The following is a 19968-nucleotide window of genomic DNA, read 5'->3' as shown; positions in this document are numbered from 1 at the left end:
GATATGGGTCTGATCAGCCGCTGGAGAAATCGACTGACATCTGCGCGTATCGAGCGACTTCGTCAGGATGTCTCTAAGCTGACATTCGAAGACCTACGCCCCGCGCGTTCCCGTATGCGCCGTTGGCGCGCACTTTTGGACAACGGCATCAGGCACGCGAACGATCGTTTGCTGCTGCCGGCTGTCGGGTCGGAGCAATTCCCCCGCCCGCGCGGCACTGATTGGTCGTGGCGGCCCAATACCTGGCGCGTCCCGCTGGCAGAGCGCGGCGTTGTGTCTGTCGCCTCCCGTACGGTGATCGGCGACGAGATCACGCTGTTCCACGACTGCCGCTACAACGAGATGGCGTTCCGCCAGTTGCGCAACACGCGAGAGGCCGACCTTGCACCGTTCGGTCTGCGGCTGGAGGTGTACGAATTCGCGGGCACGTTCCTCAGCCTCGCGATCGACCTGCCGGATAGTGCGTGTGACGCTCTAAAAACCCGCCACCTGATCCGGATGGAGCCGATCGTCCAGTGCGAACGCCCTATCGAGATTTTTGCTCGCCTCAACATCAAACACGGCCCGAACGTCGAACAGATCGTGCGGGAGCTGGACCTTAATGCCGATCATCTGAGCGTCGAGTTCGACTTGGGATATTCGGACCTGAACGAAAAACGGATCGAGCAGGCCTGGGTCGATCTGATTTTCGAAGGTCCGCAGATGAATCAGGTTACGATCCGCGATGTCACTTTCTGCCGCTATCCGCGTGCCGACCTCTGAACAGGAGCCTTGTATGACCCTCACAATCGGACAGTCGCGTATCTTGGGTGGCAAATGGGATGCCGTCGTCACTGGCGCATCAACGCCGCCGAAAATCGCCGTACGCATTCTGGGTGAAGAGTTGCCGAACGTCACCGTGCGCGAGGCGGACGGCGGCTACCGCGTTTCCTGTGCGATCCCGTCCGATTACATTTCCGACGGCATCCAGACCTTCCTCGTGATCGACGCGGAAACGGACGAAACCATCGGTGATTTCGTGCTCGTGTGCGGCGATGTCATGGAAGAGGATATTCGGGCGGAGGTGGCCCAACTCCGTGCGGAGATGGACCTTCTCAAGCGTGCATTCCGCCGTCACTGCGTCGAGACGGCGAACTAAGTCTCAGACTTTCTCGTCGAAAATCGCCTTTGCGCGGCCCCAGACGTTGTCGTCTATGCGGTCCAGCGTGGCCAGATGCGGCAGTAGTTGGGACGCGTAATCATCGCTGCTCTCTTTCGGCAGAAGCGACGGCAGGTTGTCGATCGCCATCACGTCGAGCACAGGATTGTCGTGAGCACGCACGACCGGCTCTGCCCAAGTCGTTTCGTGATCATAGACTTTGACCGGAGAGAAATCGCTCTGCGGGTCGCAGGCGATGTCACCGATGACCCGCAGGTTCCGCTTGGCGGTTTTGGCAGTTTCGGGGACGAATACGGGGCACCCCGGGCTGGCGAGGATGCAGTTGAAGAACAGGTCATGTTCCAGCACTTCGGGGAACGGGCCGCCGCTTGCGGTTTCGGCCAGATCCCATTTGGTGACGGAGATGCCAGCGCGCTCGCAAAGGTCGGTAGCGCCCGTTCCGACACGCCCCAAAGCACCGATAATCAGCGCGCTGGGCGTCGCGCCTGCCAATGCATCGCGAACGGCCTGCGCCATCGCTTCGGCGCTCACGAACGTATCGACGGACGGACAGGTTTCGCCCTTAGCCTGAGCCGCATAGGCCAATCCACTGACCGCAGCGCCTGCGTAGCCCGCCCAGTAGCCGAAGGCCGCAACGCGGCGACCGTTCGCCGCCGTCAGGTATTCGAGGTCATAAAGTTTACCGCCGCCTGCCTTGAACCGGTCCAACAGGACGCGGCCCGAAGCCTGACCTTTGTAGGCATGGCCGAACATGATGTGGCGGTGCTTCAGCGGCGTACCAGTCTCGGGCAGTTCCTTCAGGCCAAAGATAATCGCGTCGGAGGGCGCGTGTTCCCAGCTTCCCTCGGGCGCAGTTTCGCAGCCGACCGCAGTGTATTCGGCAATGGGGATAATGCGCTGGGAGCTTTTCTCGACCGTGACGCGGAAACCTTTGGCGATGAGTTCCGCCGCGCCATTGGGTGTCAGGCCGACACGTTCTTCGCGCGGGCGCTGCTCGGCGCGGACCCAGAGATGGACGTTAGAAGTGGGTGCGGGCGTGGACACGGTCTGCGGCCTCCAGATGGGGAATTGCATTGAAACCGGCGAGGAGCGGCCCCACCGGCGAAACATGAACGCGGTGAAGCGAGCTGTTGTAAATCGGAACGGTCATCATCGCCATCTGGCGCGGCGCGAGGTCGAGCAGGTGCCGCATGATCATGGCGATAACGCCGCCTGACGTGATGCAAAGCACATTGCGACCGGGCTGAACGGCGAGGTCCAAGACCTGCGCAACGCGAGTCTCGAAGCTGGCGAACGTCTCGTGACCTTTGATCTCCGCACGGTGCCACGCTTCGATCACGAGACCGATGTGGTGAACGAACTCTTCACCCGTCGGAAGGGGCGTTCCGTTCGCATCGGACAGCGCTTTGCTGAGGTTGAAATAGTCGAGCTCGTTTAGACGTTCATCGATATCGAACTCATCGAAACCAGCGCCACGCGCGGTTTCGAGATGACGGCGCATACTGCCTGTGATGACGTGATCAAAGGCCTCGCCCTGTGCGTCAAGCCACTCGCCAAGCCACTCGGCCTGTTGGTGACCGAGCTCCGAAAGGCGGTCGTAATCGTCTTCATTATCGGCATGGGAGTTGGCTTGCCCATGACGCACGAAAGTAATCGTACCCATGAAAATTCCTTAGACTTCCGGCTCGGTAAAGAGGGGTTCGAGCCTCGCGCGCAGGGTACGCACAGCGTCGCTTAAAGTTCCATAGCCCGACAAATAAATCTGCACATTGTATCTTGATGCGTGGATCTGTCGGCCAGTGGGTTACTTGCGGATGATCTTTTTATACAGCAAAAACAGGAACATATTTGTATCCATTGTTGGTGCTGCGTCTGCGCGAAACTTTTCGCACGAGCAGCGACCGTTACATTCATGATACTAAAACGCGCTGCCCCTCCTGATTGTTTCATCAAGCAGGAACAAACCCCCTCGCAGATTGATTTCCCTGCCGTGACCAACGCGCGTTTTTCAGCGCAAAAGACTTAAAGGACTAAAGTCATGGCAAAAAGAACCAGCATTTTTGTGCTCGCAGCAGCCGCAGCAGTAGCAGCATCGGCAGCCGCCGCGCAGACCTCGACCTTCGCGAACCAGAATATGGCAGCTGATCAGGTCGAAGACATTCAGGACGACATCGAGGACGCAGCAGAGCGTGATAACTTCACGTTCGGTAACACCGGCCGTCAGGTTGGATCGTGGGGTTCGGTTTCGCTTCGCCTGACCGACTCGGACGTTGCACAGGGTAACGACACCACCGACCTCGGCATCGGCGCCAACTACGGTTGGTATGACGGTGTAAACGGTCAGGAGATCAACCTTGCCTACGCCTACGGTGAAACCAATGGCATTGAAGACAAGAACACTCTGACCGCAGGTTACGACTACACCCGCGACATCAACCAGAAACTGTTCGGCTACGGCTCGCTCGACATCGCATACGACAACCTCGCCACCGGCACTTCGGTTCGTCGTGACGCACTGATCGGCTTCGGCGTCGGCTACCGCGTGATCGAAGACGCGCAGACCGACTGGGCTGTCAAAGCAGGTCCGGGCTACCGCTACATCGAATTCGGTAACGACAACGAAGAAACCGAAATCGCTTACATGGTCGAGTCGAACTACGCTTACGCTTTCTCGGAAGACGTAACGCTGACCAACGACACCACCCTGATCGGTTCGGACTCGGATACCCGCGTCGTTAACGATCTGGCTGTTGCAGTTGGCCTGAACGACTCGCTCGCTCTGCGGACCTCGTACACTTCGGAGTACGGCGGCGAAGATCTGGGTTCGCTCGACAAAGTCGAGAACCTGCTCGGCGTTTCGGTTGTCTACAACTTCTAAGACAACCCGCTAAAACCCTCGATTTGCATTCCCGAGGTCTGGACGGACAGGAGCCTATGCTTCTGTCCGTTCTGCTTTTTGGGGGTAGCGGCAACGTAAACTGCCGAATCCCTTGACGGAATGTCGCACCCACCTCACTATGATTCTCGTTGGAAGGCTGCCGAGCAGTTTTTCCGGCAAGGAGGAGATGCCGTTGTTGGTTTTGTCCGCGTCATCCTAGGCGCACATGTATGGGTTGCACGCTAGGCACTCGGGCAGGACCGCTCTTCTTGGGAGGGAAAGGCGAATGCACAAACTCATTGCAACGGTGAATGTTATTGCCTGGTCCGGTTTCTGGGCCTTTGGCTATCTCGCGCTTTCGGCCGATGTGTCGAATGTCTGGCAGATGGTGACCGCTGCGTTGCTGGCCTTTGGTGGCGCAGCGATCGGCGTGTCGGCCTATTTCTGGCTGGTGCGTTATTCCGAGAATTCGGGGTACGCCAAATGCTCGAACCAGGTTGCGAGAGAACATCACCGTGAGGCGGAACCGGCCTGAGGTCGGAGCCGCAAAGTCAGTGGTTCGGCCGAAAGGCCTGTGACCACAGGTGGCCGCGGGGGAAGGAGGAGCCCCCGCTGGCCCCGTTTAGGACCCGGCTTCCTGTTTCATCTCGTTTAGGCGCTCCAGCGCTTCGGCGCGGGTATTACGGATGTTCGGCCTGATGCCACGGGTTTCGTGGCGGAGGCGGATGTCGGTTTCCGTCTCACTTCCCATCGCAAAGCGCACCGATCCCAGCGAGAATGTGTCGTGGAAAGAACGACGCCGCGCATCGAACTGTACCCACGCAGGAGACTGGATACGGGTACCGTTGTAATTCATCAGGAACCACCATTTCTGGCGCGTCTGGCGCAACAGCTCTTCGATCCAGTTGAATACATCGTTCACATCGCGGGAGTGTTCGTAGCTCAAATCAGTGAGGTCGAGCTCGCAGATGTCATTTTCACGGTCGAAGCTGACACGCCTCTGAATGTCCGGCTTCATATAATTCGGCGTGTGGAACAGTCGTTCCCGCCGTTTGCTCGGCAATGACTTCAGGTAGGCGACCGCATCGTCGCGGCTGCCGAAGTTCGTCTTGTCGTGCTGATCGGTGCCTTTGACGCGCTCAATGTAGTTCCGGTTGAATTCGGACGTGTCGTAATGGGCGATGCCCATCGCGTGGTATTCCTTCATGTCCATGCCGCGCTTTGTGAACGCGAACCACGCATCGCCGTCGATTTTGTAGTCCTTTGTGTTCACGAGGAAAAACCACAGCGGCTCGCCGGTTTCCGAAAGGCATTCCTCCACATAGTCGAATAGTGCGTTGGCATCGCCGGAGGTGTGGAAATAGAGGCCCTCGTAGCTGATCTCGCAGATCATGAGCGCTTCGTGCAGGATCACGCGCCCTTCGAGTGCATCATGGGCAAAGTCCGGACTGATCGCCGGAAACAGCTGTTTCATGTCTCGTCTCCTCCGCATTGGGCCGTGAAATGCCGCCGCTATTGGATAGCAACCCCGATCCGGACCAGAATCAAGTCAGATCCATTGACCGTGTTCACTGGAACGTCACAGCGCCGAGAGGCGTTTACCTGACGACAATCTGGCACACATATTGTGTCATGAGGAGGATGCGAGCCGTTTTTCAGGTTTGCTTTAGGTGGGCCATGCGCGGCGCGCCGGAAAGGAATTGATATGCGCGACTTTCTTCTGGGGACCGCCCTTGCGGCTCTGACCGCCAGCGGTGCCATGGCCGAGGATGCGGCCCTTCTGCTTGGAAACGACAGCTATGAACGACTTGGCCGCGTGACTCGCGGTTCGAATGTTCTGGAAGCCAGCGATGGATTGGAAGCGCTCGGCTTTAACGTCATCACGCTCCGCAATGGACGCGCTGATACCACCCGCGATGCACTCACATCTTTTGCGGACCTTGCGGATGATGCGGACCGCATCGTGGTCGCCCTGTCCGGCCGCTTTGCCCACGACGGCGACCGTAATTGGTTCCTGACATCCGAAAGCGCGGAGCCGCGTCTGTTCACATTGGGTGAGCAAGCAGTATCGGTCGACTCACTGCTGAACGTCCTCGCCGAAGCGCCTGGTCGCGCGTTGCTGTTGATCGGTGACGAAAGCGAAGGCAGCCAGTTCGGCAAATGGCTCGCGTCAGGCACCGTCGAAGGCACTATTCCGCAAGGCGTGACAGTCGCGACGGGTCGCCCGCGTGATGTGGCGGCTTTTGCGAATGACGTGCTGAGCCAACCTCAGGAAAACATCGCACCGTACTTCGAGGATTACAGTCTGACCGTTACCGGTTACGCGCCGGATACGATGGTGTTTATGCCCCAGCGCCCTTCCACCGTTCCCGAACCGCCGCAGCCGACCAATCGCGATGACGGTGCCGAGCAGGCTCTGTGGGAGGGCTCCCGTGCGCTGGATACCGCAGAAGCTTACCGCAACTACATCCGCCGCTTCCCCAACGGTGAACATGCCGAAGAAGCCGAGCGTCTGATTGCCGAAATCCTCGCCGAGCCGAACCGTGATGCGCGCATGGCGGAAGAGGACCTGAACCTCAGCCGCGATGCCCGACGCGAGATCCAGCGTGACCTTTCGCTGCTGGATTATAACACCCGCGGTATCGACGGCATTTTCGGCAATGGCTCCCGTCAGGCCATCACGAACTGGCAGCAGCAGAACGGCTACTCCCAGACTTCCTACTTGACCGAAGAGCAAATTGCCCGTCTCGACGCGCAGGCCAGCCGCCGTGCGGCAGAGCTTGAAGCAGAGGCAGAGCGTCGCCGTCAGGAGGCAGAGCGCCTCGACCGTGCGTTCTGGGAAGAGACAGGCGCGCAAGGGGACGAGCCGGGTCTGCGTGCCTACCTTGAACGTTATCCCGACGGTAACTTTGCCGAAGTCGCGACAGAGCGCCTTGCTGCGATCGAAGAAAACAAGCGCGCTGCCGCTGCTGCCGAAGATCGCAACGCTTGGGACAAAGCCCGCGATGCCGACAACATGGCCGCTTATCAGGATTACCTGAGTGCTTACCCCGAGGGCGACTTCGTTGGTGAAGCGCAGGCGCGCATTCAGGAAATCACCGAGGAGCGCGAACAGCAGAGCTCCAATGACGCTGCCCGCGCTGAAGAAGAAGCGCTGGGCCTCAATGGACTGACCCGCCGTCTAGTTGAAACCCGTCTGGCACAGATGGAGCTGAACCCCGGTCCTGTCGACGGCAACTTCAACGGCCAGACCCGCCGCGCCATCCGCCGCTATCAGGATCAGAACGGATTGCCGGTCACAGGCTTCCTGAACGAGGCCACTATCGTCAGGCTCCTCGCCGACGCGGTGAACAGCCTAAACCGATAAAGAAAAGGCCCCTCGCGGGGCCTTTTTCGTTAGCGGGCAGGAACGTAACGTTCGAGCAGGATTCGCAGCGGCGTTCCTGTGCCATAGTTCAGGTCACCGACTGCCAGCATATAGCTGCCGTTGGTGATCTTCGTCGCTAGCATCGAATCCAGACCGGCAGGGCCGTCATCGTTGTAGCCAACTTGGCGGCCCAGATCGTCGTAAAGGTAGACGAACGGATCACCGCCTCCGTCGACCGTGATGGCCTCGATCAGCAGCAGACCACCTTCGGGAACGTAAAAGCTGAACCATTCCACGTCGCCGTTGATACGGACATCCTGACGGATACGCGTGGTCAGGTCGGCCAGTTCTGTCATCGGATAGCTACCGTCGAGCGGCGGAGCGGCCTCACCGGAGGCGTAGCTCTGCATCAGCACCTCTTCGGCATCGTACTCATAGACGCTCACTGTGATCGGAGAATAGCTGTCGCTCAGCGCCTCCATCGTGATGCAGTAATCACCAGGATCGAGTGGGTCGACCATATCGATGCGGGAGTTCAAACCGTCGTAATCGTCGTTCTCGGTCAGATAGCCGCCGTAGTCATCGTAGAGCGTGATGTACGGGTCAGCGCTGTCGCCCTCTGCGGTGATAGTGACGCTCATCGGCTCGTCGATGGTGAAGCGCCAGTACGGCACTTCGTTGACCGATGCGGTGCCACTGGAGCCGATCATCAGCGGCTCGGCGTACATCGACGAGTCGCAGGTGAGGCCCGGCATATCGAACATGCCGTCCGAGCTGAACATGTCGTCTTCCAGCGCTTCGTTGATTGCCTCCTCGACGCCCGAAATGACCTCTTCGTCCATCACACCCGAGGTCAGGCGCTCGTGCTCCTGACGACCGATGCGCAGGTAGCTGGTCATCGGAGAATTGTCGTAGCTGCGCAGCAGGACGCAGTAGGTGCCCGAATCGAGGCTCGTTTCGACCATAGCCGAAGTGCCGCCGCCCGAATCGTCGTCCGTCAGCAAGAGCGTACCCGTAGAATCATACAGCTCGAACATCGGGTCGGACATTCCACGACCTTCGGCCTCGATTCTGACATCGGTGGTCGAAGACAGTTCAAACTGGGAAACATAATTGGTGCCGGACAGGACCAAAGCCATCTGCTCTTCAAAATCGGAGACGGTACTGATGTCGGAACCACTCGCATCGCCGCCGATCCAGCGAACCGAATTGACGCCTAGTCCGCAGGCATCCTGGCTTTGTGCAAATCCTGCTGTCGCCGTGGCCATCAAGGCTATCGTCGACAGCCCTAGGGCTAGTTTGCTCTTGGTCATTCGTTCCTCCGCAATCACACACTTGGGGTCAGCGTACGGGTGGGTGAACGGGTGAAACAAGCAAAAAACGCGAATAAAAAGAGGAGGTCCGCGCAAAAGAAGAGGGCGCGTTCTAAAAGAACGCGCCCTCAATTCCGATGTCCGCTTGATTAGCCCTGACGAGCTTTGAAGCGGCGCTGCGTCTTGTTGATCACATAGACGCGGCCCTTGCGGCGCACGATGCGGCAATCGCGGTGGCGCTGCTTGAGCGAGCGGAGCGAGTTACGAACTTTCATAGTCCAATCTCCTATTCGCGGCGCGGCGATTGCGCCTGGTTGCGTTAAGCCCGGAAAGGCCAGTGAATTAGATGGTGGGCGGTACTGGGATCGAACCAGTGGCCACTACGATGTCAACGTAGTGCTCTACCGCTGAGCTAACCGCCCACTTTTACCTTAGGATCGTCGCTTTCCGATGGTTCGGACCGTAACTAATCGCGTCGGGTGAGCGGCTCTATAAAAGGAGTCGAAAGGGTGATCAAGGGCTTTTGGCAAATTCATTTCTCGCTCTATAATTTTTTTGAGAGAGGAAGCCTGATGACCGTCCAGCCCTTTGAAGTTCTTGAGCCAATTCGGCTGACGACAAGCGTCCTATTCGCTTCGCCCCATAGTGGCCAGAACTATCAGGATGCGTTCGGTGATGAGGTGCAGTTGACCCGTCCGGTGCTGCGGTCTTCCGAAGACGCCTTTGTAGACAGGCTCTTTGATTATGCGCCGGAGCTGGGCGCCACGATGCTTTGCGCGACTTTCCCGCGCGCATATGTGGATTTGAACCGCAGTTCCGACGAACTCGACCCTGCCCTGATCGAAGGGATCAGGCGCGTTTCGCACAATCCGCGCGTCGTTTCCGGCCTCGGTGTGATTCCCCGCGTCGTCTCCGGAGGGCGGGCGATCTATTGCGGAAAGCTGCCGATGGCCGAGGCGAAGCGGCGTCTGGCGATGATTTGGCACCCTTATCACGAAAAGTTGCAGGAGCTGATGGACCGGAATTCGGCGCTTTTCGGAGAATCGATTCTGGTCGACTGTCATTCAATGCCCCACGAGGCGCTCGAATGTTCGCGTCAGACCGGTGGCACGCCCGAGATCGTCATTGGCGACAGGTTCGGTGCATCGGCGTCCCAGCGGCTGGTCCAGCAGATTGCGGCGGCGTTTCGGGATGAAGGGCTGACAGTCGCCCACAACACGCCGTTTGCGGGGGCCTTCAGCACCGTCACCTACGGCCGCCCCTCGCGCCGCCAGCACGCGATCCAGATCGAGATTGACCGATCACTCTACATGGATGAGGCGACGCTGACGCCCCATATTGATTTCCCCGACTTCCGCGCGATGCTGCGGCGGGTCTCGACGAAGATCGCCGCGCTCGGCGAACGGGAGATGCCGCTGGCGGCGGAATAGTCAGGCGCCCTTGTACCAGCGGATCTTCTTGCGAAACTCCGCGTGGCGTTTCGGAAAGCGTTGCGCGTGCTCCGCGACCAGCACATCAGCCAGATCGCGGCGTCCCATGCGGCGCGTGAGCCAGATCATCCGCTCCAGCGGCCTCGGCCGTCCGGGTGCGATCCGACGGATGCGGGTCAGCGTGTCGAATAGGCCGTGCACGTCGTCCTTCGCGTCGAGGATCGTCGCGCGGGCTTGTAGCATCGGGATACTTTCGTTCACCAGCTCGCTGTATTGGTTCAGCACGGTCTGAAGCGCGTTGGTCGCGTTGGTCTTGGTCAGCATCTCTGCAAGCGCTTCGACCTCGGGCTTTGAGAGGCCCGTCGGCGCGGCGCCCACGAGCGCGCCAGTAAACTGTGAGACCCTTTTTATCCCATCTGTCCCGAGCGCCACGCCGATGTGTCCATGATCATCGAAATTCGGGACCTGATCGGGCGTATCCCAGTTATGGTCGGCAAAGAAGGTAACGTAATTGGTTCGCGACACATGCGCCGCGCCAAAGAAATCGCCCCACCGACCAAGCGCAGTCTGTGCTGTGCCGATCTCGATCACATAGGCATCGGGACTTGCGAACATCATGTTGGCAAAGGCCGCGCCGTGGTGGGAGGCCATGACCTCGGCATTCGCCATCAGCGCAATCTGTTCGAGAGGGCTGTAGTCTTCGAACCTTAGCGCGGTGAAACCCTGCTCTTGCAGTTTGGCAACGAGCCGGTCCTCGTTCAGCATGTCCCGCGACCGTTCCGAGGATGGATTGCGCTGCACCCAGAACTTGCGCGGCAGCTGCGACGTATCCAGCCGGCTGATCGCAGCAAGGGCCCGTTCCCGCAGCGACCGCAGATCGGCCATGTAGCTGTTGTGCCTGAAGATGCGGTAGGCGTGGCGGCTGGTGTTCTTCAGCAGATGGCCCTGTCCTTGCGGCATAGCCTCTGTCGCCGGCGGGATGATGTCGTCGCGGGCGGTGAAGTAGTAGTGATCAAACCCGAAATCGATGATCGCGTCATCGAACTCCTGCGGCGTTTCGAGGAATTCGACTTGCCCAGCGATCTCGGGGAAGAGGGCATCGACGTAGGCGCGGGCAAACGCGGAAGGCTTCTGGCCCTTGTAGCAGATGTAGATCGGGCCGCGGTGCTTGAGGTCGACAGCAATTTGCAGGCGCGGCAAGGTCTCGATCAGGAAGTGGTAGTAGTTAAAGAGGTTGCGGGCCTCGATCACGAAGGGCCGATCACCGAGGTCTTCGCTCGTCACGGGGATCGGCGAAACCGTCGGGTCGGTCTTCAGATCGCTCAGGAAAGCGTTGGTCTCGACGACCGATTCTTCCTGCGTGCGTCCCGCGCCGTGCCACGTGTAGCGGTTGCGGAGGCGTTCACCCGCAGCGCCCGACAGCAGCCATTTTTCACCAATACCAACGACATTTTTCACAAACCGAACATCATGCGCGACAGCAGGGACACGGTTGAATTCGATGCCCTGCGTAAAGTTTCTTACGGTCATCGCATCGGCGATCACCTGATTGGTCAGGGTGTTGTGGTCAGCATAGTCACTGACCGAAAAGGCGCAGATGTTTGCCTTGGGCACATAGCGCCAATACCACTTTGGCTCAGTCAGCAGAGACAGCCCCTCATCACGACCGGGGACAAAGAAAAAATCCTCCGGTGCGAGAGAGTTATCGACTTTCGCTTCGCTCTTTGGGGGCATGATGCGCTCTCGGGATATCCTGGCTGCAACCTAGCGCAGAGCGCGGCCCTTCAAAATGGCGTCCTTGCCAAATTTTTCACGAATGGCATCCGTGGCACGCTCGGTCCGCGCGCGCTTTTCGGCATCGGGGTCGAGCAGGTCGCCTTCGCGATCAGCGTCGTCGTGCGTGCACAGGTCGCTGATTCCCACGCCGATGAGGCGGTAGGCCGACACGTGTTCGACCTGATCGAAGAGGCCGCGTGCGGTGCGGTAGATTTTGTCAGCCATCTGGGTTGGCTGGTGCAGGCTGATGCGGCGGGTCAGGGTTTTGAACTTCGCGGTTTTGAGTTTGAGCGTCACAACGCGTCCCGCTTTGCCCTTTACCTTGGCGCGGGCGCTTACCTGTTCGGACAGACGCCAGATGTGACCGTCGAGCAAATCGCGGTCCGTCGTATCCTCGTTGAACGTCGTTTCTTTGGAGATGCTCTTGACGGGCGCATTGGCCGACACACGCCGGTAATCCTCGCCCCGCGCAAGGTGCCATAGCCGTTGCCCCATTTGCCCGAAGCGGCGCACCAGATCGTCCTGCTCCCAACGGGAGAGGTCTTCGAAGGTGCGAATGCCTGCCCGTTCAAGGCTGGCTTGCGCGGCGGGCCCGATTCCCCAGATCATGCGGACGGAGTTGGGGCGAAGAAACGCGACGGTCTCCGCCTTGCCGATCACTGAAAATCCGCGCGGCTTGTCGAGGTCGGAGGCGACCTTCGCCAGAAATTTGTTGTGCGACAGCCCGATGGAGCCGGTCAGACCCAGTTCCTCTTTCATGCGCTTCACCAGACGCGCCAGCATGACGGCGGGCGGCGCGCCATGCATCCGCGCTGTGCCCGTCAGGTCCATGAACGCCTCATCGAGCGAGAGCGGTTCGATGGCGGGCGTGAGTTCATCCATCAGCGCTCGCACTTGGCGGGATGCCTCTGAATACGCCTCCATGCGGGGTTTGACGATCACCGCTTCGGGGCAGAGTTTCAATGCCTGAAACATCGGCATCGCGGACCGCACACCTTTGATCCGCGCGATATAGCAAGCCGTTGAAACCACGCCGCGTTTGCCGCCACCGATGATCACGGGCTTGCTGCGCAAATCGGGATTGTCCCGTTTCTCCACACTGGCAAAGAACGCGTCGCAGTCCATGTGCGCGATCGACAGGTCCCAAAGCTCCGGATGCGAGACGACGCGCGGGCTGCGGCACGCGGGGCAGCGTGCGCCCGTGTCGAATTGCGTCAGGCATTCTTTGCAAAGTGATGGCATGGGATTTGGCTATCTGGTCCGGTTCGTAATATGGGGGAAGCGAAGACGGATCACCAGTGGAGCTTTCCGGTGCAGGAGCCATTTGACGGGGCGAAAATCGCGATCCTGCGCAGGAACGATGTGCTCGTCATCCGTCGAGACGACAAGCCCGGCATTCCGTGGCCTGATTATTTGGATTTTCCAGGTGGTGGACGCGAGGGATCTGAAACCCCGTTCGAGACTGTCGCGCGTGAGGCCAAGGAAGAGGTCGGTCTGACCGTCCCCGAAGAGCGCGTCGTGTTCCATTGCCAGATGATCGGACCCAACGATCTGCCGGTGCATTTCTTTGCGCTTATGTGGGACGGGCTAACGGACGATATGATCAGGTTTGGCGACGAGGGCCAGTCTTGGGCCTTCATGCCGATTGAGGCATTCCTGCAAGCCAATGACGCGATCCCGTCGCTTCAGCAAAGGCTCCGGCTCGCGTTAGCTGCCCTAGAATAAGGGAAGCCCCGATAGTCGGGGAGGACTACCGGGGCACGAAGCGCTGAAATTGGGAATGAGGGACAGGCGCCTCGTTGCAAACTTTAGGTCACATCAGGATTTCAGTGGAATCCATCGGGATCGGGCTATCCGACATGCGCAGCGCTTGAGTGGCGAGGCCGAAACGGACCTGCTCGTCTTCGGTGTTGCGCGGAGCCGCGAGGCGGCAGGGGTAGCGGAAAGTGCCCATCGGGCGGGTGACATCGACGCGTGCTTCGAATGCGCCAATCGCATCGTTGTAGCTGATGTTATGGAGCTGGATCTGTTGCATCGGTATCTCCTGTGTTGCCCTTCGATAAGACAACAAGGTTGTGCAATATAAGTTCCAGCTCCGTGCAGTTTTTGAGAAGTTTTTTTTAGCGGTTGATTTCGCGGACGATGCTTTCGGCCATCGCGCGCGGGTCATCCGCTTTATGGATTGGACGGCCGACGACCATATGGTCAACGCCGGCAGCGACAGCTTGTGCCGGTGTCATCACGCGCTTCTGGTCGCCAAGGGCTGCACCGGCGGGGCGGACACCCGGAGTGACGATCAGGCGGTCATTGGCGACGGGGAGCGCGCGGATCAGTGCGGCTTCCTGAGGGGAGGCAATGACGCCATCAGCGCCGGCCTCGAGTGCGCGGGTTGCGCGTTCGACGACGATGTCCTGAACATCGCCTTCTTTATAACAACTCGCGTCTAGATCGCCGCGGTCGAGCGATGTCAGAACCGTCACTGCAAGGATCTTAAGGTCGCTGCCCGCTGCGCCTTCTTTCGCGGCGCGAACAACATGCGGATCACCGTGGACCGTCAGGAAGTCGAGGTCGAACTGGGCAATGCCGCGCACTGCCGCTTCGACGGTCGCGCCGATGTCGAAAAACTTCATGTCGAGGAAGATGCGCTTGCCGCGTTCCTGCTTCAGCTCGTTGGCAAGAGCGAGGCCGCCACCGGTGAGCATTCCGAGGCCGATCTTGTAGAAAGAAACCGAGTCTCCGAGCTGGTCCACCAACGCCAGACCTTCGAGGACGTTCGGAACATCGAGAGCAACAATCAGGCGGTCATCTGCTTTGGTCATGGTGGGGCAACTCCAGTGGGGACAAACGGCCCCCTTCTGTAAATTTGCCCCCGTCGAGTCAAGCTGCGTTCTTGTGGAAGATATGCTCGAAGCTACCAAGCAGACGATGGAAGAAGCCTTGGCCGTGCAATTCGCTCAGCGGAGTCTCTTCGATCGGGGCGGTGGAACGCAGATCGCTGGTGCCCATCTCGTGCATCCGCTCGGCCCGTTTGATCATGGCGCGGGCGACCGCGTTGGTGCTTGCATCGATCGGCGCAACGAGGCGGATCGGGTAAGTATAAGAGGTGCCGTTATCATCGACGACGGCAGAGGTTTCGAATGCGCTTTCCGCAGGGTTGAAGCGGATATCGTGCAGGTGCGTTACTACGTTTGTCATATCTGTTCTCCTTGAAAACAGGAGAGGCGTTTCATGTCTCTCGGTTGGAGAAAGAACAATCTGCCCTGTGGAAAAGTTCCTGAACCGGAACTTCACGCCCTCTCGAGGCATTGAAAATGGGCGGAGGATTGCCCACCTATCGATAGAAGGTCCGCAACACAGGTACGCCTCTTTTGGGTGCCGATTATCCCCGCGGATGCTTGTTAGAGGAGAGTAACCGATGAACATGGAAAAGTTCACGGAACGGTCGCGCGGTTTCATTCAGGCTGCTCAGACCATTGCCATGCGGGAAAGCCACCAGCGTCTGGCTCCCGAACACCTGCTGAAAGCATTGATGGACGATGACCAGGGGCTTGCTGCCAATCTGATCACCCGCGCGGGCGGTGACGCGAATGCCGTGCGCATGGCCGTCGATACCGCCGTCGCCAAGAACCCCAAGGTTTCGGGCGATGCTGGGCAGGTTTACCTTGATAGTGCCACCGGCAAAGTGCTGGACGAAGCCGAGAAAGTTGCCACCAAGGCCGGTGACAGCTTTGTGCCGGTCGAACGTCTGCTGATGGCGCTTGCAATGGTGAAATCCAAAGCCGCCGACGCATTGTCGGCTGGTAAGGTGACGCCGCAGACACTCAACACTGCGATCAACGACATCCGCAAAGGCCGCACTGCCGACAGCGCGTCTGCCGAAGAAGGCTATGACGCACTGAAAAAGTATGCCCGCGACCTGACCGAAGCTGCCGAGCAAGGCAAGATCGACCCGATCGTCGGTCGTGACGAAGAAATTCGCCGCGCCATGCAGGTTCTGTCGCGCCGCACCAAGAACAACCCCGTTCTGATCGGTGAGCCTGGTGTCGGTAAAACGGCGATTGCCGAGGGTCTCGCGTTGCGCATCATCGACGGTGACGTGCCTGAAAGTCTGCGCAACAAGAAGCTGCTTGCTTTGGATATGGGTGCGCTGATCGCTGGTGCGAAATATCGCGGTGAATTCGAAGAACGTCTCAAAGCGATCCTCAAGGAAATCGAGGCCGCTGCGGGCGAGATCATTCTGTTCATCGACGAAATGCACACGCTGGTCGGTGCCGGTAAGACGGATGGCGCGATGGACGCGGCCAACCTGATCAAGCCTGCGCTTGCCCGCGGCGAACTGCACTGCGTTGGTGCAACGACGCTCGATGAATACCGCAAGTATGTCGAAAAAGACGCCGCCCTTGCCCGCCGCTTCCAGCCGCTCGTGGTTGAGGAGCCGACGGTCGAGGACACGATCTCGATCCTGCGCGGTATTAAAGAGAAGTACGAACTGCACCACGGTGTCCGCATCTCGGACTCGGCGCTTGTTGCTGCTGCCCAGCTTTCGCAGCGCTACATCACCGACCGTTTCCTGCCTGACAAGGCAATCGACCTTGTGGACGAAGCTGCCAGCCGCCTGCGGATGGAAGTCGACTCTAAGCCGGAAGAACTTGATGCGCTCGACCGCCAGATCCTGCAAATGCAGATCGAAGCCGAGGCCCTGAAGAAAGAAGACGACGCCGCTTCGGTAGATCGTCTTGCCAAGCTCGAAAAGGAACTGGCCGACCTTCAGGAAACCGCATCGGAGATGACGGCGAAGTGGCAGGCAGAGCGCGACAAGCTCGAAGGCTCGCGGGTTCTCAAGGAGAAACTCGATAAGGCGCGCGCCGACCTCGACATCGCGAAGCGTGAAGGCAACCTCGCCAAAGCAGGTGAGCTGTCCTACGGCGTGATTCCGCAGCTCGAACGCGAGCTGTCTGAGACCGAAACGCAGGAAGACGGCCTGATGGTCGAAGAAGCGGTACGTCCGGAGCAGATCGCCGAAGTGGTCGAACGTTGGACCGGCATTCCGACCAGCAAAATGCTGGAAGGCGAGCGCGAAAAGCTGCTGCAAATGGAAGACAACCTGCACAAGCGGGTTATCGGTCAGGCGCAGGCTGTTCACGCTGTGGCAAATGCCGTCCGCCGTGCACGCGCTGGGCTGAACGACGAGAACCGCCCACTGGGTTCGTTCCTCTTCCTCGGGCCGACCGGCGTGGGTAAGACCGAGCTGACCAAGGCCGTGGCCGAGTTCCTGTTCGACGACGATCAGGCGATGACTCGGATCGACATGTCGGAGTTTCAGGAACAACACTCGGTTGCACGTCTGATCGGAGCCCCTCCGGGTTACGTCGGTTACGACGAAGGCGGTGTCCTGACCGAAGCCGTGCGACGTCGCCCGTATCAGGTTGTTTTGTTCGACGAGGTCGAAAAGGCGCACCCGAAGGTGTTCGACGTTCTGCTTCAGGTCTTTGACGATGGTCGCCTGACCGATGGTCAAGGCCGGACGGTGGATTTCAAGAACACACTGGTGATCCTGACGTCCAACCTCGGCACCCAAGCTCTGTCGCAACTGCCGGAAGGCGAATCGAGCGAGATGGCGAAAGGTGAGGTCATGGCTGCTGTGCGGTCGCACTTCCGCCCCGAGTTCCTGAACCGTCTGGATGACATGATCATCTTCGACCGTCTGGCTCGTGCGGATATGGACGGCATCGTGAAGATCCAGCTCAAGCGGCTCGAAGGCCGTCTGGCTCAGCGCAAGATCGAACTCGACCTTGATGCGGATGCTTACAAGTGGCTGGCCGACGAAGGCTACGATCCGGTCTACGGTGCCCGTCCGCTGAAGCGCGTGATCCAGCGTTCGCTTCAGGACAAACTGGCGGAGCTTATCCTTGCCGGTGATGTCATGGACGGACAGACGATCCATGTCACCGCAGGTCCGAACGGGCTGATCGTCGGTGACAAGGTGACAGCCTCCAATCGGCAGTCACCGCAGGATGCCGTCATCCACTAAAGCGTACTGATTCTTGCTGCGCCCCGCCTTTTCGGCGGGGCGTTCGCGTTTGAATTGGGCGATTGTTACAGCTTCCAACCGTAACGTTATGCATCCGTCATCGCTTTTGGACGTATCACTATTAAATGCAGTCCAAATGAAGGAGACCGATATGGCCTACCGTTGGAAAAATAATTTGACCCAAGCCGACGTGACCCCGAAGGGCATGTGGCTCAATCGCCGCCAGATTATGGCGGGCGCGGTGGGTGCCGGTCTCATCGGTAACGTCGCCGGCGCGGCAGACGACCTCGAGCCGAATTCGCTCGAGGATATCCGCAGCTACAACAACTATTATGAATTCGGCACCGGCAAGTCCGACCCGGCTGAGAACGCAGGCGCGCTCGATACGTCAAACTGGACCATCAAGGTCGGCGGCATGGTCGACAATCCGGGTGAGTACACGCTTGACGAACTCGTCGGCGACCTGACCCAGGAGGAACGCATCTACCGTTTCCGTTGTGTCGAGGCATGGTCGATGGTCGTGCCGTGGAATGGTGTCGAGCTTGCCGACGTCCTGAACAAGGTCGGCGTGCAGTCGGGCGGTAACTACGTCGCCTTCGAAACCGTGGTGCAACCGGAGAATATGCCCGGCGTCCGCCGCAATGTGATTCCGTTCCCCTACAAGGAAGGTCTGCGCATGGACGAGGCGATGCATCCGCTGACCATGCTGGCGACCGGCATCTATGGCGAGCCGCTGGCAAATCAGAACGGTGCGCCGATCCGTCTGGTCGTTCCGTGGAAGTATGGCTTCAAGTCGATCAAGTCGATCGTATCTATCAATGTGGTGGCGGAACAACCCGAGACCACTTGGAAGGACATCAACTTCCGTGAGTACGGTTTCTTCGCCAACGTGAACCCGAACGTGTCGCACCCGCGCTGGAGCCAAGCGACCGAGCGCGTCATCGGTGGCGGCCTGTTCTCGGCCCGCAAAGACACCCTTCTCTATAATGGTTATGACGAGGTCGCATCCCTTTACGAAGGTATGGACCCGAACGCGCTGTACTGATGTCTGTCGCTGACCATATCAACCGCGTATCCCGACGCATTCCGCCGTGGACTATATATATCGCCGCTCTCGCTTGGGCCGGATGGCTATTCTGGCTCGGGCTGAGCGGTAACCTCGGGCCAGAGCCGATCAACGCGCTAGAGCGTGAGTACGGCTCCATAGCTTTAAAGCTATTGATAGCCGGTCTCTGTGTGACGCCGCTCCGGACGTACTTCGGCGTAAACCTCCTGCGGTTCCGCCGTCAGATCGGACTGTCTGCGTTCTTCTTTGTAGTGGCGCACTTCTCTGTATGGGCGCTCCTCGACGTGCAAAGCTTCGGTCGCGTTTGGACAGAGATCGTGAAGCGTCCCTATGTGACAGTCGGCATGGCAGCTCTGGTGATGCTCATCCCGCTCGCGCTCACATCGAACAACGCCAGCATTCGCAAACTCGGGAAGAACTGGCGCCGACTCCATTGGCTGACCTACCCGATCGCAGTCCTCGCGGGCATTCACTACGTATGGCTGGTGAAAGGTTTTCCCTGGGAGCCGTTCATCTACATGGCCATTATTGTGGTGCTTCTGGCCCTGCGATTCCTCCCGAAGCGGAAGAAATCGGCCTCTAAACGAAGCGGACAGCCACAGTCTGCACGCTAAGTTCATCTTCCTCCGAGCGTAGCGGTAATTTTCATGCGAATTGCCGCTACGTCCGCAGAAGGAAATTGCGCAATCCGCTGATTTTCATGGAAAAATCAGGCCGCAGACAAAAAAATGCGCATTTCTAAAACTTTTCCTGATTTTCGACTTGCGCCCATTCTGCAGTATCCGTAAAAGCCCCTTCACCGGCGGCGCTGAGGTGCGGCGGGGACGGACGGGGCGGCCACTGAGGCTAGCCGGTTCGGGAAATTTCGAGGCAGGACTGGCGAGGCGCGCCGACAAGTTAGGGCGCGGTGGATTGGTTTTGTTTCACGCTTTTTGACATTGATGCAAT

20 protein-coding genes and 1 tRNA gene are annotated in these 19968 nt (G+C 59.0%); 10 read left to right on the top strand and 11 right to left on the bottom strand.

Annotated features, from left to right (window positions below):
• Positions 1-3: 3 nt before the first annotated feature.
• Both HCZ30_RS12155 and HCZ30_RS12150 read left to right on the top strand, forming a co-directional pair.
• Positions 4-762, top strand: a complete 759-nt coding sequence (locus tag HCZ30_RS12155) for a DUF6478 family protein (RefSeq protein WP_167638567.1) — start codon at positions 4-6, stop codon at positions 760-762.
• A 13-nt stretch (positions 763-775) separates the two neighbouring features.
• A complete protein-coding gene (locus HCZ30_RS12150) occupies positions 776-1138 on the top strand; it encodes a hypothetical protein (protein ID WP_167638566.1) in 363 nt (120 codons plus the stop codon).
• A 3-nt stretch (positions 1139-1141) separates the two neighbouring features.
• Here the strand turns inward: HCZ30_RS12150 and HCZ30_RS12145 are convergent, their stop codons facing one another.
• Both HCZ30_RS12145 and HCZ30_RS12140 read right to left on the bottom strand, forming a co-directional pair.
• The gene (locus tag HCZ30_RS12145; RefSeq protein ID WP_348640381.1) at positions 1142-2203 is read right to left on the bottom strand and encodes a saccharopine dehydrogenase; all 1062 of its coding nucleotides are present in this window, start codon (positions 2201-2203) and stop codon (positions 1142-1144) included.
• Positions 2178-2822: a histidine phosphatase family protein gene (locus HCZ30_RS12140; protein WP_167638564.1), complete on the bottom strand. Its 645-nt coding sequence runs from the start codon at positions 2820-2822 to the stop codon at positions 2178-2180. The genes HCZ30_RS12145 and HCZ30_RS12140 overlap by 26 nt, the downstream gene beginning before the upstream one ends.
• Before the next feature lie 375 nt (positions 2823-3197).
• On the opposite strand from HCZ30_RS12140, the gene HCZ30_RS12135 reads away from it, so the two are divergent.
• Positions 3198-4037 (top strand): DUF481 domain-containing protein, encoded by an 840-nt coding sequence (locus HCZ30_RS12135; protein WP_167638563.1) that lies wholly within the window; start codon positions 3198-3200, stop codon positions 4035-4037.
• A gap of 286 nt (positions 4038-4323) precedes the next feature.
• Positions 4324-4572: a hypothetical protein gene (locus HCZ30_RS12130; protein ID WP_167638562.1), complete on the top strand. Its 249-nt coding sequence runs from the start codon at positions 4324-4326 to the stop codon at positions 4570-4572.
• A gap of 87 nt (positions 4573-4659) precedes the next feature.
• Here the strand turns inward: HCZ30_RS12130 and HCZ30_RS12125 are convergent, their stop codons facing one another.
• Positions 4660-5511 (bottom strand): hypothetical protein, encoded by an 852-nt coding sequence (locus tag HCZ30_RS12125; RefSeq protein WP_167638561.1) that lies wholly within the window; start codon positions 5509-5511, stop codon positions 4660-4662.
• Between the two features lie 231 nt (positions 5512-5742).
• Here HCZ30_RS12125 and HCZ30_RS12120 point away from each other — a divergent pair, with 231 nt between their 5' ends.
• Positions 5743-7404, top strand: coding sequence for a peptidoglycan-binding protein (locus tag HCZ30_RS12120; RefSeq protein WP_167638560.1), 1662 nt, complete (start codon positions 5743-5745; stop codon positions 7402-7404).
• Between the two features lie 29 nt (positions 7405-7433).
• On the opposite strand, the gene HCZ30_RS12115 is transcribed toward HCZ30_RS12120, so the two are convergent.
• From HCZ30_RS12115 to HCZ30_RS12105, 3 genes are all read right to left on the bottom strand, one after another.
• Positions 7434-8717 (bottom strand): DVUA0089 family protein, encoded by a 1284-nt coding sequence (locus HCZ30_RS12115; protein WP_167638559.1) that lies wholly within the window; start codon positions 8715-8717, stop codon positions 7434-7436.
• 149 nt (positions 8718-8866) lie between these two features.
• Positions 8867-8992, bottom strand: coding sequence for a type B 50S ribosomal protein L36 (ykgO, locus tag HCZ30_RS12110; RefSeq protein ID WP_008231708.1), 126 nt, complete (start codon positions 8990-8992; stop codon positions 8867-8869).
• A 72-nt stretch (positions 8993-9064) separates the two neighbouring features.
• A tRNA-Val gene (locus HCZ30_RS12105) sits at positions 9065-9139 on the bottom strand.
• Positions 9140-9289: 150 nt separating this feature from the next.
• Here HCZ30_RS12105 and HCZ30_RS12100 point away from each other — a divergent pair.
• Positions 9290-10147 carry an N-formylglutamate amidohydrolase gene (locus HCZ30_RS12100; RefSeq protein ID WP_167638697.1) on the top strand — a complete coding sequence of 286 codons (858 nt, stop codon included), beginning with the start codon at positions 9290-9292 and terminating at the stop codon, positions 10145-10147.
• Here HCZ30_RS12100 and HCZ30_RS12095 read toward each other — a convergent pair whose 3' ends face one another.
• Both HCZ30_RS12095 and HCZ30_RS12090 read right to left on the bottom strand, forming a co-directional pair.
• Positions 10148-11881: a glycosyltransferase family 61 protein gene (locus tag HCZ30_RS12095; protein WP_167638558.1), complete on the bottom strand. Its 1734-nt coding sequence runs from the start codon at positions 11879-11881 to the stop codon at positions 10148-10150.
• A gap of 30 nt (positions 11882-11911) precedes the next feature.
• Positions 11912-13165, bottom strand: a complete 1254-nt coding sequence (locus HCZ30_RS12090) for a DNA polymerase IV (RefSeq protein ID WP_167638557.1) — start codon at positions 13163-13165, stop codon at positions 11912-11914.
• A 30-nt stretch (positions 13166-13195) separates the two neighbouring features.
• Between HCZ30_RS12090 and HCZ30_RS12085 the strand changes: the two genes are divergently transcribed.
• Complete coding sequence (locus HCZ30_RS12085) at positions 13196-13648, top strand: NUDIX domain-containing protein (protein WP_167638556.1); 453 nt, start codon at positions 13196-13198, stop codon at positions 13646-13648.
• 88 nt (positions 13649-13736) lie between these two features.
• Here HCZ30_RS12085 and HCZ30_RS12080 read toward each other — a convergent pair whose 3' ends face one another.
• The 3 genes from HCZ30_RS12080 to HCZ30_RS12070 form a co-directional block, all read right to left on the bottom strand.
• A complete protein-coding gene (locus HCZ30_RS12080; RefSeq protein WP_167638555.1) occupies positions 13737-13958 on the bottom strand; it encodes an orotidine 5'-phosphate decarboxylase in 222 nt (73 codons plus the stop codon).
• A gap of 85 nt (positions 13959-14043) precedes the next feature.
• Positions 14044-14742: an orotidine-5'-phosphate decarboxylase gene (gene pyrF / locus HCZ30_RS12075; RefSeq protein WP_167638554.1), complete on the bottom strand. Its 699-nt coding sequence runs from the start codon at positions 14740-14742 to the stop codon at positions 14044-14046.
• A gap of 58 nt (positions 14743-14800) precedes the next feature.
• Positions 14801-15118, bottom strand: coding sequence for a hypothetical protein (locus HCZ30_RS12070; protein WP_167638553.1), 318 nt, complete (start codon positions 15116-15118; stop codon positions 14801-14803).
• Positions 15119-15338: 220 nt separating this feature from the next.
• On the opposite strand from HCZ30_RS12070, the gene clpB reads away from it, so the two are divergent.
• From clpB to msrQ, 3 genes are all read left to right on the top strand, one after another.
• Positions 15339-17954 carry an ATP-dependent chaperone ClpB gene (gene clpB, locus HCZ30_RS12065; RefSeq protein WP_167638552.1) on the top strand — a complete coding sequence of 872 codons (2616 nt, stop codon included), beginning with the start codon at positions 15339-15341 and terminating at the stop codon, positions 17952-17954.
• Positions 17955-18105: 151 nt separating this feature from the next.
• Entirely contained in the window at positions 18106-18999 is an 894-nt protein-coding gene (gene msrP / locus HCZ30_RS12060) for a protein-methionine-sulfoxide reductase catalytic subunit MsrP (RefSeq protein WP_167638551.1), read from the top strand.
• Positions 18999-19634, top strand: coding sequence for a protein-methionine-sulfoxide reductase heme-binding subunit MsrQ (gene msrQ / locus HCZ30_RS12055; protein WP_167638550.1), 636 nt, complete (start codon positions 18999-19001; stop codon positions 19632-19634). Before msrP ends, msrQ begins: the two co-directional genes overlap by 1 nt.
• Positions 19635-19968: the final 334 nt, after the last annotated feature.

Origin of the sequence: Marivivens donghaensis (genome assembly GCF_011806565.1) — a bacterium.
GTDB lineage: Bacteria > Pseudomonadota > Alphaproteobacteria > Rhodobacterales > Rhodobacteraceae > Marivivens > Marivivens donghaensis_A.
The sequence above is the reverse complement of the archived record's forward strand: the minus strand, read 5'-3'. Positions and strand labels throughout refer to the sequence as shown.